This is a genomic window from Nonomuraea sp. NPDC049714, assembly GCF_044465295.1.
GTDB lineage: Bacteria > Actinomycetota > Actinomycetes > Streptosporangiales > Streptosporangiaceae > Nonomuraea.
Genome location: NZ_JBITLM010000002.1, coordinates 531248 through 542852 on the forward strand (window position 1 = coordinate 531248; position 11605 = coordinate 542852).

Genomic DNA, 11605 nt, shown 5'->3' on the forward strand with positions numbered 1-11605 from the left:
CGTCGGCCCGCCGTACAAGATCTTCACGGGAGTCACTGAGGTGCTCAGCAGGGCGCGGCCAGGAAGTCGTCCACCGCATGCATGAACGCCCTGCGCTCGGTGGTGTGGATCAGGTGGCCGGCCTCGATGGTCACCAGCTTGGCCCCGGGGATGCGCTCGGCCAGCTGGCCGGGGTCGAGGTGACTGGTCGGGCCGCCCGACAGCACCAGCGTCGGCGCCGAGATGGTCGCCAGGTCCGCCGCCCAGGCCGGGTCCGGCTCGCGGAACTGCCGTTCGGTGTCGTGCATCATGCGCCAGTCGAAGCCGGTGGAGCCGTCCTCCACCACGGGCTCGCGGCCCAGCAGCGGAACCGGCGGGACCGCGTCCTCCAGCACCAGCCGCTGGACCAGGCCGGGATGCCGGATCGCCAGGTGGTAGGCGACAGCGCCGCCCAGCGAGTGGCCCACCAGCGTGGCGCGCTCGATGTCGAGCTGGGCGAGGAGGGCGGCGATGTCGTCGGCCATCGCCGGGAGCGGATACTCCCCCGGATGGCCGCTGGCGCCGTGGCCGCGCAGGTCGGGCACGATCACGTGGTGGCGGGCCGCGAAGTGCTGGGTGAAGCCGTTCCAGTCGTTGTGGTCGGCCGTCCGCCCGTGCAGCAGCACCAGCGCCGGGGCGGCCGGATCGCCCTCTTCGCGGAAGGAGAGCATGATCCCGTTCACGACTGCTTTGCGAATCACACCGCGACACTACTGCCGTCACCTCCCACGTTGGCAGACATTGCCGGTGAAAGCCGGTTTCCCGCGTCAGTAACGTGAAGCCGGGTATGCCGATCAAGGGCCAGGCCAGCGGGTGCGAAGGGGCGAGGAATGCCGGATCCGATCGAAGTGCGCAAGGTGCCGATCGAGAGCGTCACGGACGCCTCCGGATTGGCGCGGCTGATCGACGACGGGGTGATCGAGGCCCGCCGGGTCCTCGCCGTCGTCGGCAAGACCGAGGGCAACGGCGGGGTGAACGACTACACGCGCATCCTGGCCGACCGGTCCTTCCGCGACGTGCTGGCGGCCAAGGGCCACCCCGCGCCGGAGACCGTGCCGCTGGTGTGGTCGGGCGGCACCGACGGGGTGCTGAGCCCGCACGCCACCGTCTTCGCCACCGTGGACCCCGCGCGCACGGTCGCCTCCGACGAGCCGCGCGTGTCGGTCGGGGTGGCGATGAGCGAGGTGATCCTGCCGGAGGACATCGGCCGGCCGGCCATGGTGGAGAAGGTCGCGGCCGGGGTGCGTGAGGCGATGAAGATCGCCGGCATCGACGACCCGCGCGACGTCCACTACGTGCAGACCAAGACGCCGCTGCTTACGCTGTCCACCATCACCGACGCCAAGAGCCGCGGCCAGAACACCGCCATCGAGGAGACCGGGCCGTCGATGGACCTGTCCAACTCCACCACCGCGCTCGGCGTCGCGGTGGCGCTCGGCGAGATCGACATGCCGTCGGCGGACCAGATCCACAAGGACCTGACGCTGTACTCGTCGGTCGCGTCCTGCTCGTCCGGCGTGGAGCTGGACCGGGCGCAGATCGTCCTGGTGGGCAACGTACGGGGCATCGGCGGCCGCTACCGCATCGGCCACAGCGTCATGCGCGACGCCCTGGACGCCGACGGCATCTGGGACGCGATCCGCGACGCGGGCCTGCCGCTGCCGGCCCGCCCGCACCACTCCGACCTGGGCGGCCGGCTGGTGAACGTCTTCATGAAGTGCGAGGCGGACCCGTCGGGCCGGGTCCGGGGCCGGCGCAACATCATGCTCGACGACTCCGACGTGCACTGGCACCGCCAGATCAAGGCCACGGTGGGCGGCGTGGCGGCGGCCGTCACCGGCGACCCGGCGGTGTTCGTCTCCGTCGCCGCGGTGCACCAGGGCCCCTCGGGCGGCGGCCCGGTCGCGGCGATCGCCGACCTGTCGGAGGAGGAGGGTTAGACGGACAGGCGCTTGAGCCGGGCCACGGCCTCGTCGATGACCTCGTCCTTCTTGCAGAAGGCGAACCTGACGAAGTGGCCGCCGCGCTCGGGGCGGTCGTAGAAGACCTGCGTCGGAATCGCCACCACGCCCGCCAGCTCCGGCAGCCGGCGGGTGAACTCCAGCCCGTCGGTGAAGCCGAGCGGGCGGATGTCGGTCTGCACGAAGTAGGTGCCCGCGGGCTCGAACACCTCGAAGCCCGCGGCTGACAGCCCGTCCATCAGCCGGTCCCGCTTGTCCTGCAGGGAGGCGCGCAGGGCGGCGACCCACTCCCCCTCGTGCCGCAGCCCGAAGGCGACCGCCACCTGCCAGGGCGCGCTCGCGGTGAAGGTGAGGAACTGCTTGACCGTCTGCACGGCCGTGACCAGCTCGGCGGGGGCGCACACCCAGCCGGTCTTCCAGCCGGTGACGGAGAACGTCTTGCCCGCCGAGGAGATCATCACCGTGCGCTCCCGCATGCCCGGCAGCGTGGCCAGCGGGATGTGCTCGACGCCGTCGAACGTGAGGTGCTCGTACACCTCGTCCGTGACCGCGACGAGGTCGTGCTCCTGGCAGAGCTCCGCGATGAGGGTCAGCTCCTCGCGCGTGAAGACCGTACCGGTGGGGTTGTGCGGTGAGTTGACCAGGATCATCCGCGTCCGCGGCGTGACGGCGGCGCGCAACTCGTCCGGGTCGAAGGCGAAACGGCCACCGGAAGGGCGCAGCGTCACCCCGACCAGCCGGGCCTGCGCCAGCGCGATCGAGGCGGCGTAGGAGTCGTAGTAGGGCTCGAAGGCGATCACCTCGTCGCCCGGCTCGCACAGCGCGAGCACCGAGGCGGCGATCGCCTCGGTCGCGCCGACCGTGACCAGGATCTCGCCCGCCGGGTCGTAGGCGAGCGCGTAGTGCTCGGCCCGGTGCTCCGACACGGCCTGTCTCAGCTCCATGACGCCGGGGCCCGGAGGATACTGGTTGGCTCCCGACCTGATCGCGTGCACGGCGCGGTCCAGCATCGCCGCGGGCCCGTCGGTGTCGGGGAAGCCCTGACCCAGATTGATCGCTCCGGTCTGGGTGGCCAGGGCGCTCATTTCCGCAAAAATCGTCGTGCCGAAGGAGCGCATCCGGGAGACAAGTGGTTCCGTCACATGTTCACACTAGTAGGCCGGGCCGGTGATCTTCGGACCGCTGGAGACCTCGTAAGGTGGTTTCTCTGAGCACTGGGACGCGTATACGCGAGCTGGACGCCCTCCGCGGCTTCGCGGTAGGCGGGATCATGCTGGTCAACACCTGGCAGCACGCCGGCCACGAGCCGGCCACCGGCATCGACTGGGCCATCGACAACCTCTTCCAGAGCCGCTTCTACCCGATCTTCTCCCTGCTGTTCGGCATCAGCTTCGTGCTGTTCCTGGAGCGGGCCGACCGGTGGGTGCTGCTGCGGCGGCTGTTCTGGCTGCTGATGTTCGGGCTGATCCAGCACACCTGGTACACCGGCGAAGTGCTGATCGACTACGCGTTCTTCGGCGCACTGGTGCTCGTGCCCGCGTCGTTCCTGCCCGGCGGCGTCCCCGTGCTGGTGCTCGGCCTGGCGCTGCTCGGCTGGAGCCTGGTGAACGACGGAGGCGTCCTGCCGCTCGACGGCCTGCCCGACATCGTCCCCACCGGACCCCTGCTCATCCCCGCCGCGTTCCTGATCGGCATGGGGCTCATGCGGCTGCGCCCGCCCCGGCGGCTGCTGGCGCCCGCGTTCGCGGTGAGCGTGCTGACCTCCGCGCTGCTCGTCGCCGTCTGGGCGTCCACCGGCGACTGGACCGTCTACCTCGCCGCCGCCATCGCCGGGGCCGCCGCCTACTCCACCGGGCTGCTGCTGGCGCTGCGGCCGTGGCTGTCGGCGGTGCTGGAGCCGCTCGGCAAGATGGCGCTGACCAACTACGTCTCCGGCACCCTGGTCATCTTCTTCGCCGAGCCACTCCTCGACAGCGATCCGACCCGCTGGTCGGTGATCGCGGTGGCGGCCGTCACGCTGGCCGTGCAGGTCCTTTTCAGCAGGTGGTGGCTGGGACGCTACAGGTATGGACCGCTTGAGTGGATCTGGCGATGCCTGACGTGGTTTCGGTACGTGCCGAACGGGTTAGAGTCGGGCCGTGACGAGAATCGCCCTCTGCCAGATCCCGGTGTCACCTGACCCGGCGGCCAACCTGACAAGGGTCCGCGAAGCTCTGGCCGGAGCCGAGGGCGCGGACCTCGCGATCTTCCCCGAGGCGACGCTCACCCGCTACGGCAGGCGCATCTCCGAGCTGGCCGAGCCACTCGACGGGCCCTTCGTCTCCGGCCTGGCCGAGGCGGCCAGGGAGCACGGCCTCGCGGTGATCGCCGGGACGTTCGAGCCCGGCGCGGGCCGGGTGCACAACACCGCCGTGGCCATCGACCGCGACGGCGAGATCAAGGGCGCCTACCGCAAGATCCACCTGTTCGACTCCTTCGGCGCGAAGGAGTCCGAGCTGGTCGCCCCCGGCGCCGAGCCCACCGTCGTGGAGCTCGCCGGGATCCGCGTCGGCCTGGTCACCTGCTACGACATCCGCTTCCCCGAGCTGACCCGGGCGCTCGTCGACCGGGGCGCCGAGATGTTCGCCGTCATCGCCGCCTGGGGCTCCGGCCCGCTCAAGGAGGACCACTGGGTCACCCTGGTGCGCGCCCGAGCGCTGGAGAACACCATGTGGACCGCCGCCGTCGGCCAGGCGCCCAACCCGGCAGAGGCCAAGGACGGCTACGGCGTGGGTCACAGCATGCTGGTCGACCCACTGGGCGTGGTCCGGGCCGACCTCGGCGCCGCACCCGGCGTCCAGGTCGTACATCTGGACCTGGAGGCGACCGCCTCCTACAGGGCCACCTTGCCCTGTCTCGAACATCGGGTTCTGGGGATCAGTAGATCTTGACTTCTCCCCGCCGGAACTGGGGTTCTCCCGTCTCGCGGCGGGGTGTTTACTGCTGCTTCTACGCCGCTTGCGCGGTGAAGGTTTCGGGCGGTGCCAGGGTCGGGATCGCCTCTCCTGGTCTTACCTGCTCTTCACAGTCGTTTCGGGTGTCCGCCAGCCCGGCGGCCACGTCGTTCACCGACCTCACGTCGTCCAGGTCGTTCAAATCCTTCAGGCGGATGCCTTCGGCCAGGATGTTGAGTGCGGCGGCGACATCACGGTCGTGGTGCTCACCGCAAGAGGGGCAGTCCCACGCACGGATGTCCAAACCCAGTTTCCCGATCCGGTGGCCGCAGCAGGGGCACAGCTGGGAGGAGGGATACCAGCGGCCGATGGCGATGAACGCGCGGCCGTAGCGGGCCGCTTTGCCTTCCAGCAGGCGCAGGAACGTGCCCCAGGAGGCATCGTTGACGCTCCTGGCCAGCCTGCCCCGCGCCAGGCCCCGCACGGCCACCCTCGACCGCCACCGCTTGGTTCTCACGGATGATCGTGGTGCTGACTTGATGCACGAAATCCCGGCGGGCGTCGCCGACCTTGGCATGCTGACGGGCGAGCTTGATCCGGGCTTTGGTGCGATTGGCGCTGCCCTTCCGCTTACGCGCCAGGGCACGCTGGAGTTTCTTCAGCTTGCGTTCCCTGCGGCGCAGCCACTTCGGGTTGGCGATCTTCTCACCGTCGGAGGTGACCGCGTAGTGGGTCAGCCCGAGATCGATCCCCGTCTCCGCATCACAGCAGGGCAGGGCCTGGTTGTCGTCCGGCACGTCAACGACGAACGAGGCGAAGTATCGGCCCGCCGCGTCCTTGACGACCGTCACGCTGGACGGCGCGGCGGGCAGCTCGCGCGACCACCGCACCTCGATCTCACCGATCTTCGCCAGATACAACGCGTCCCCAGTGCCACCTGCACCGCCGGGGCGGAGCCTGAACGCGGTGGTGGTGAACCGGGCCGACTGCCGCTGATCACGGCGCGACTTGAACACCGGCAGGCCCACCTTCGGGCCCTTGCGCTTGCCCGACACCGAGGCGAAGAAGTTCTTGTAGGCCACGTCCAGATCCCGCAGCGACTGCTGCAACGGCACCGGCGACACCTGCCCCAGCCAATCCCGATCAGGAGTCCGCTTGGCGGCGGTGATGCACATCTGCTGCAACCGCGTGCCGCTGATCCGCGCCCGGTCGGCTTTCCACGCGGCTTTACGCCGGGCGAGCCCGTCATTCCATACCGCCCGGACACACCCGAACAACCGAGCCAGAGACGCCTGCTGGGGCGCGTCCGGATACAACCGATAGTTGTAGCGCAGCTTCACCGAACACCACCCCCAACACGACTACATGGCTACATGATGCAGCCATTGCACTATGCAATGGACCACACACACTCCGCGAACTCGAACATACGACGCCTCCTCCATGGCCACACCGGGTGAACGGACACTCCACCCCGAGCTCTCCCGCTCCATCCGATCTTGTGAGACCCTGACCGGGCCCCACCAAGCGATCGAGGAGATCCCAAGCTCGCCCCAGAGTCCTTCGGGTCGGGGCATTCTGCGGACCTTCGGTAAAGTGGGAATCGTGATCGGAACGCAGATGCAGAAGGTGGTCCCGCCGCGTCTGCTCGTGCCGTACCTTTCGGGCAAGCGCACTGTCATATCCGGCTACGTCTACCGCGTGCAGGACTGCGCCAGGCTGACCACGCCCCTGCAGCTCTACTCCGGGTTGGACCTGTCGTTCGACGGCTCGGAGCTGACCGGCGAGGTGCCCGAGCTCTACGTCATGCGCTGGCACGCGCGCGAGATCGACACCTACGCCGTGCCCTACGGCCCGCACATGGGCGGCGACTGGAGCGACACGCCGCCCTTCGCCGGCAACGGGTTCACCACCTCGCGCGACCACGTGGTGCCGCAGTTCCACACCATTCCGACGCCGATCCCGGCAGGGGCGCAGATCGTGCACATCACCGGCGAGGGCGAGCGGCCGTTCGCCGACTACGACGGGCTGACCTGGCGGCCCGCGGCATGAGCGAGGAGATCACCCCCGTCGCCTCCGGCTTCGTCGCCCGGTTCGGCGAGCGCACCCTCCCCGCCGCGCTCGGGCCCGACGACCAGGTGGTGCTGTTCAGCGAGGAGGAGCTGGACGGCTTCGAGCCCGCGTCCGGCTACTGGCGGCGCGCCATCGCCCGGCCCGAGCTGGAGGGGCTCGTGCTGATCCGCACCGTCGGCACGTTCGGCGGCGAGCCGTGCATCGTGCTCGACGAGGACGACGACGGCCTGCACATCGCCTACACCGGCCACAGCGGGATGAAGGCCGAGGCCCTCGGCTACTGGATGGTCGACCACGGCGCCTACGAGGTCGTGGTGCCGCGCGAGGAGGTCTTCTCGATCCGGATCGAACGGATCCCCGTCCCCTAGCGGCCCTAGCGTCCCAGGGTGCGGTAGCGGGACAGGCGGGTGGCCATGCGGTCCGCCGGGGTCCGCTTCAGCAGGCCGGCGATCTCGTACTCCAGCGCCCGGCCCACCCGCTCGCAGAACGCCCGCTGCTCGTAGGCGGCGTCCGGCACCTCGGGGATGACCCGGTCGACGATGCCGTCGCGGCGCAGGTCGGTGGCGCGGATGCGCTGCGCCTGGGCGATCTCCGGCGCGAAGTCAACGCTGCGGTAGAGGATCGCCGAGGCGCCCTCGGGCGGCAGCGGCGACAGCCAGGCGTGCTGCGCGCACAGCACCCGGTCGGCCGGCAGCAGCGCCAGCGCGGCCCCGCCCGCGCCCTCGCCGAGCAGCAGGCAGACCGTCGGCGCGTCGAGGGTGACGAGCTCGGCCAGGCTGCGGGCGATCTCCCCGGACAGCCCGCCCTCCTCGGCGGACTTCGACAGCGCCGCCCCCGCCGTGTCGATCACCGTGACGAGCGGCAGCCCCAGATCGGCGGCCAGCCGCATGCCGCGCCTGGCCACCCGCAGTCCCGCTGGGCCCAGCGGCGCGTTGGCCCGCTGCCTGCGCCGGTCCTGGCCCAGCACCACGGCCGGAGCCGTGCCGAACCTGGCCAGGGCCAGCAGCAGGCCGGGCTCGTTCTCGCCCGCGCCGCTGCCGCTGAGCGGCGTCACGTCGGTGGCGGCCAGCTTGAGCAGTGTCCGCACGCCCGGCCGGTCGTCGCGGCGCGAGCGGGTGATCGCCTCCCACGCCTCGACGGGCCGCAGATCCTCCTGCGGCGCCTCCCCTGCCACGGCCTTCGACCCGTCGTCGGACAGCACGGACAGGGCGCCGATCGCGGCGTCCCGCGCGTCGTCCGCCGCCACCACCGCGTCGATCAGCCCGTGCTCGTGCAGGTTCTCCGCCACTTGTACGTGCTCCGGGAACGGGTAGCCGTGCAGCGACTCGAACACCCTCGGGCCGACGAAACCGATGAGGGCGCCCGGCTCGGCCGCCGTGACGTGCCCGAGCGAGCCCCACGACGCGAACACCCCGCCGGTGGTCGGATGGCGCAGGTAGACCAGGAACGGCAGGCCCGCGGTCCGGTGCGCCTGCACCGCCACCGTGATCTTGATCATCTGCACGAAGGCGAGCGCGCCCTCCTGCATCCTGGTGCCGCCCGAGGCGGGCGCGGCCAGCAGCGGAAGCCGCTCACGGGTGGCCCGCTCGATCGCGGAGACCATCCGCTCGGCCGCCGCCAGCCCGATCGACCCGGCCATGAAGGAGAACTCGCACGCCACCACGGCCACCCTGCGCCCGCCCAGCAGCCCCTCGCCGGTGACCACCGCCTCGTCATAGCCCGACTTGACCCGGGCCGCGGCCAGCTCCTCGGCATAGGAGGAGCCCGGCTCCGCAGGGTCGTCGGGCGGCGCGTCCCACGATATCCACGAGCCCCCGTCGAGGACCGTTTCGATCAGCGTACGCGCGTCCGGACGGCTCACCATCGCTCCTTTTCGTCCACCGGTGATCCCATGTTGACGCACGAGAGCGCCGATCGGTGCCCGTGAAACCCGATCATCGCTCTCGTTCTTCGAGCCAGCGGAGCACGTCGCCGCTGTCCTGGCCGAGCGCGGGCGGCGCGGTGTGCGTCATGCCCGTGAGGCCGTCGAAGCGCAGCGGTGGCCCTGGCAGCTCGATCGTGCCGAGCACCGGATGGTCCACCTCGACCAGCAGCCCCTGGGAGCGGGTCTGCTCCCAGGAGTAGACCTCGTCGAGTGAGCGGATGGCGCCTGCCGGGACTCCGGCCTCCCCGAGCCTGCCCAGCCAGTGGGCCCGGTCGTGGGCGGCCAAGGCCTTCTCCATGTCGGCGATCAGCTCATCCCGGTGCGCGAATCTCTCCCTGTTGGTCGCATATTTCGCTATATGCGGGTCAATGTCGAGTAGCGAGGCCACTTTCTTCCATTGGACCTCGTTCGCGGCGGCGATCTGTAGCATCCCGTCCGCGCACCGGAAAGCGCCGTAAGGGGCGATCGAGGCGTGATGGTTGCCGTTCGCGCGGGGCACCTGACCGCCCACGGTCCAGGCGGTGCCGTGGTAGGAGTGCACGCCGGTGACCGCCGCCAGCAGCGACGTCCGTACGACCCGGCCACGGCCCGTACGCTCGCGCTCGTACAGGGCCGCGACCACGCCGTAGGCGCCGTGGATGCCGGCGAGCAGGTCGGCGACCGAGGCGCCCACCCGGTACGGCTCGTCGCCGGACGGGCCGGTCAGCGACATCAGCCCGGCCTCCCCCTGCGCGATCTGGTCGTAGCCCGGCCGGCCGCCCTCGGGGCCGTCATGGCCGAACCCGGTGATCGACAGGACGACCAGCCTGGGGTTGAGCTCGTGCAGCCGGTCGACCGGGAAGCCGAGACGGTCGAGCACGCCGGTGCGGAAGTTCTCCACCAGCACGTCGCTCTGGGCCACCAGCCGCTCGATGAGCTCCTTGCCGTCGGGGGACTTCAGATCGACGGCGATGGATTGTTTGTTGCGATTAGCCGCAAGGAAATAGGTCGATATTTCGTGACCTGGGCCTACGAAGGGCGGTCCCCAGTCCCGCGACTCGTCTCCCCCGTCCGGATGCTCCACCTTGATGACCCGGGCGCCCAGGTCCCCGAGCATCTGCGCGGCATGCGGGCCGGCGAGGGCCCTGGACAGATCGAGCACCACGATGTCACCCAGCGGTCCGAGCAAGATCGACCTCCAGAATGGTCCGAAACGGCCATTCTTTCAGGGTTACCTCCACCGTCGCCTAACCTGGGCCCCGTGATCTCCCTGGCCCGTCGCATCCAGGCCCGCCCGCCCTCCTGCGGCCCGGTCCGCCTGGTGGCCGTCGACGGGCCCGCCGGCTCGGGCAAGACCACCCTCGCCGACCGGCTGGCGACCGCCCTGAGCTGCCAGGTGATCCACAGCGACGACTTCCCGGTGCCCTGGGACGAAGGGCCGGGCCCATGGTTCGACGCCCTCGACCGGCAGGTCCTCCAGCCCCTGCGCCACGGCCGGCCCGGCTGTTTTCGCCGGTATGACTGGGTACGCGGCGACTACGGGGACCGTGTCGTGGTGCCGGTGGCGCCGGTGCTCGTCATCGAGGGGGTGGGGACGGCCCGGGCCTCGGCGGCGGGCCTGCTCGCGTACGTCATCTGGGTCGAGGCGGCCGAGGAGGTGCGGCTGCGGCGCGTCCTCGGCCGGGACGGCGAGGAGCTCGCGGCACAGTGGCGGAGCTGGTTCGCCGCCGAACGCGCCTGGTTCGCCGCCGACGGCACCCGCGCCAGGGCCGACGAGATCATCACCACCTAGGCCCGCTCGTCACTGGGTGAGCCACTGGAACATGCTCGACCCGCTGGGTGAGCCACCGGAGCCTGCTCGACCCGCTGGGTGAGCCAGCGGAGGATGCTCGACGCTGTGGCTCGCTCCCGGCCGGGGTGCGGGATCATGGCTCCAGGTGGTGAACGGCGTTGAAGTGCAGCAGCGTGAGCCGGCCGTCCGCCGCGTGCCAGGTCGAAACGGAGGCGTTCAGGATCGGGGCGAACTCCGCCAGACCGGCCAGCTCCGCGTCCGGGGACTCGGCGATCACGTGCCGCAGCACGAGCACCACGGAGTCGTGCGCGACGATCAGCACCCGCCGCCCGCGCGCCCGTTCGCGCAGGTCCGGGAGGAGCTCGCGCAGCCGGGCCGCCACGTCCGCGAAGGACTCCCCCTGCGGCGGGCGGTAGCGGTATTCGCCCTCCGCCCGCAGCCGGGCCAGCTCCTCGGGGAAGCGCAATCCGATGGCGGCCTCGTTGTAGGGAGCCAGCAGCCCCCACTCCCGGTCTCTCAGCCGCTCGTCCACCGTGAGCGGGAGGGTGGCCGCACCCCATGTCTCGTGGGCGACGGCCCACGTCTGGCGGGCCCGCAGGTACGGCGAGCACCAGACGAGCTCGGGCGCCTCGCCTGAGGGCAGGGCGGCCAGCAGGCGGCCGAGCGCGGCGGCCTGCGTCCGGCCGGCCTCGGTCAGGGCCACCTCGTCGTCGCCGCGCTCGTAGACCAGCGGGTCGTCGCCCGCCTGCCGGTAGGCGACGTTGGCCTCGCTCTCGCCGTGCCGCACGGCGATGATCCGCGTCGGGCTCATGACCTCATTCTCCAACAAACCCTCAATCTTGTACGGTCGGCCGGAGGACTCAACCTTTGGCAGCACAACTTCAGCTCAGGTGCCGACGCCGGGTGGTGGGCGTCATGGGCTCGC

General features: G+C 70.7%; 12 protein-coding genes and 1 pseudogene. 6 read left to right on the plus strand and 7 right to left on the minus strand.

Annotation, left to right across the window (positions count from 1 at the left end; all coding sequences use genetic code 11):
• Positions 1-44 precede the first annotated feature (44 nt).
• A complete protein-coding gene (locus tag ACIBQX_RS09375) occupies positions 45-719 on the minus strand; it encodes an alpha/beta fold hydrolase (RefSeq protein ID WP_397002406.1) in 675 nt (224 codons plus the stop codon).
• A 129-nt stretch (positions 720-848) separates the two neighbouring features.
• Between ACIBQX_RS09375 and ACIBQX_RS09380 the strand changes: the two genes are divergently transcribed.
• A complete protein-coding gene (locus ACIBQX_RS09380) occupies positions 849-1958 on the plus strand; it encodes a ring-opening amidohydrolase (protein WP_397002408.1) in 1110 nt (369 codons plus the stop codon).
• Here ACIBQX_RS09380 and ACIBQX_RS09385 read toward each other — a convergent pair.
• Positions 1955-3121, minus strand: coding sequence for a pyridoxal phosphate-dependent aminotransferase (locus ACIBQX_RS09385; protein WP_397002410.1), 1167 nt, complete (start codon positions 3119-3121; stop codon positions 1955-1957). The genes ACIBQX_RS09380 and ACIBQX_RS09385 overlap by 4 nt on opposite strands.
• Positions 3122-3249: 128 nt before the next feature.
• Between ACIBQX_RS09385 and ACIBQX_RS09390 the strand changes: the two genes are divergently transcribed.
• Both ACIBQX_RS09390 and ACIBQX_RS09395 read left to right on the plus strand, forming a co-directional pair.
• Positions 3250-4158: a DUF418 domain-containing protein gene (locus ACIBQX_RS09390; protein ID WP_397002412.1), complete on the plus strand. Its 909-nt coding sequence runs from the start codon at positions 3250-3252 to the stop codon at positions 4156-4158.
• Positions 4118-4909, plus strand: coding sequence for a carbon-nitrogen hydrolase family protein (locus ACIBQX_RS09395; RefSeq protein WP_397002414.1), 792 nt, complete (start codon positions 4118-4120; stop codon positions 4907-4909). Before ACIBQX_RS09390 ends, ACIBQX_RS09395 begins: the two co-directional genes overlap by 41 nt.
• Before the next feature lie 58 nt (positions 4910-4967).
• Here the strand turns inward: ACIBQX_RS09395 and ACIBQX_RS09400 are convergent, their stop codons facing one another.
• A complete protein-coding gene (locus ACIBQX_RS09400) occupies positions 4968-5489 on the minus strand; it encodes an RNA-guided endonuclease TnpB family protein (protein WP_397003837.1) in 522 nt (173 codons plus the stop codon).
• Positions 5464-6252: pseudogene (locus ACIBQX_RS09405) on the minus strand (RNA-guided endonuclease InsQ/TnpB family protein); the annotation flags it as partial. The pseudogene ACIBQX_RS09405 and the gene ACIBQX_RS09400, both read right to left, overlap by 26 nt.
• 265 nt (positions 6253-6517) lie before the next feature.
• Between ACIBQX_RS09405 and ACIBQX_RS09410 the strand changes: the two are divergent.
• Together ACIBQX_RS09410 and ACIBQX_RS09415 are read left to right on the plus strand one after the other, a co-directional pair.
• Positions 6518-6964, plus strand: coding sequence for a hypothetical protein (locus ACIBQX_RS09410; RefSeq protein WP_397002416.1), 447 nt, complete (start codon positions 6518-6520; stop codon positions 6962-6964).
• Positions 6961-7353: a hypothetical protein gene (locus tag ACIBQX_RS09415; protein ID WP_397002418.1), complete on the plus strand. Its 393-nt coding sequence runs from the start codon at positions 6961-6963 to the stop codon at positions 7351-7353. Before ACIBQX_RS09410 ends, ACIBQX_RS09415 begins: the two co-directional genes overlap by 4 nt.
• Before the next feature lie 5 nt (positions 7354-7358).
• Here ACIBQX_RS09415 and ACIBQX_RS09420 read toward each other — a convergent pair whose 3' ends face one another.
• Both ACIBQX_RS09420 and ACIBQX_RS09425 read right to left on the minus strand, forming a co-directional pair.
• Positions 7359-8849 (minus strand): carboxyl transferase domain-containing protein, encoded by a 1491-nt coding sequence (locus tag ACIBQX_RS09420; protein WP_397002420.1) that lies wholly within the window; start codon positions 8847-8849, stop codon positions 7359-7361.
• 70 nt (positions 8850-8919) lie between these two features.
• Positions 8920-10077, minus strand: a complete 1158-nt coding sequence (locus ACIBQX_RS09425; protein ID WP_397002422.1) for a CaiB/BaiF CoA transferase family protein — start codon at positions 10075-10077, stop codon at positions 8920-8922.
• A gap of 72 nt (positions 10078-10149) precedes the next feature.
• Here ACIBQX_RS09425 and ACIBQX_RS09430 point away from each other — a divergent pair, with 72 nt between their 5' ends.
• A complete protein-coding gene (locus ACIBQX_RS09430) occupies positions 10150-10680 on the plus strand; it encodes a uridine kinase (protein WP_397002424.1) in 531 nt (176 codons plus the stop codon).
• Positions 10681-10813: 133 nt separating this feature from the next.
• Here the strand turns inward: ACIBQX_RS09430 and ACIBQX_RS09435 are convergent, their stop codons facing one another.
• Entirely contained in the window at positions 10814-11491 is a 678-nt protein-coding gene (locus tag ACIBQX_RS09435; protein ID WP_397002426.1) for a histidine phosphatase family protein, read from the minus strand.
• Positions 11492-11605: the final 114 nt, after the last annotated feature.

Excerpts from the sequence above, each read along its gene's own strand:
- ACIBQX_RS09390 (WP_397002412.1), top strand. The coding sequence starts at position 3,250 with ATGCTGGTCAACACCTGGCAGCACGCCGGCCACGAGCCGGCCACCGGC.
- ACIBQX_RS09420 (WP_397002420.1), bottom strand. The coding sequence starts at position 8,849 with ATGGTGAGCCGTCCGGACGCGCGTACGCTGATCGAAACGGTCCTCGAC.
- ACIBQX_RS09435 (WP_397002426.1), bottom strand. The coding sequence starts at position 11,491 with ATGAGCCCGACGCGGATCATCGCCGTGCGGCACGGCGAGAGCGAGGCC.
- ACIBQX_RS09380 (WP_397002408.1), top strand. The coding sequence starts at position 849 with ATGCCGGATCCGATCGAAGTGCGCAAGGTGCCGATCGAGAGCGTCACG.
- ACIBQX_RS09400 (WP_397003837.1), bottom strand. The coding sequence starts at position 5,489 with ATGCCAAGGTCGGCGACGCCCGCCGGGATTTCGTGCATCAAGTCAGCA.
- ACIBQX_RS09415 (WP_397002418.1), top strand. The coding sequence starts at position 6,961 with ATGAGCGAGGAGATCACCCCCGTCGCCTCCGGCTTCGTCGCCCGGTTC.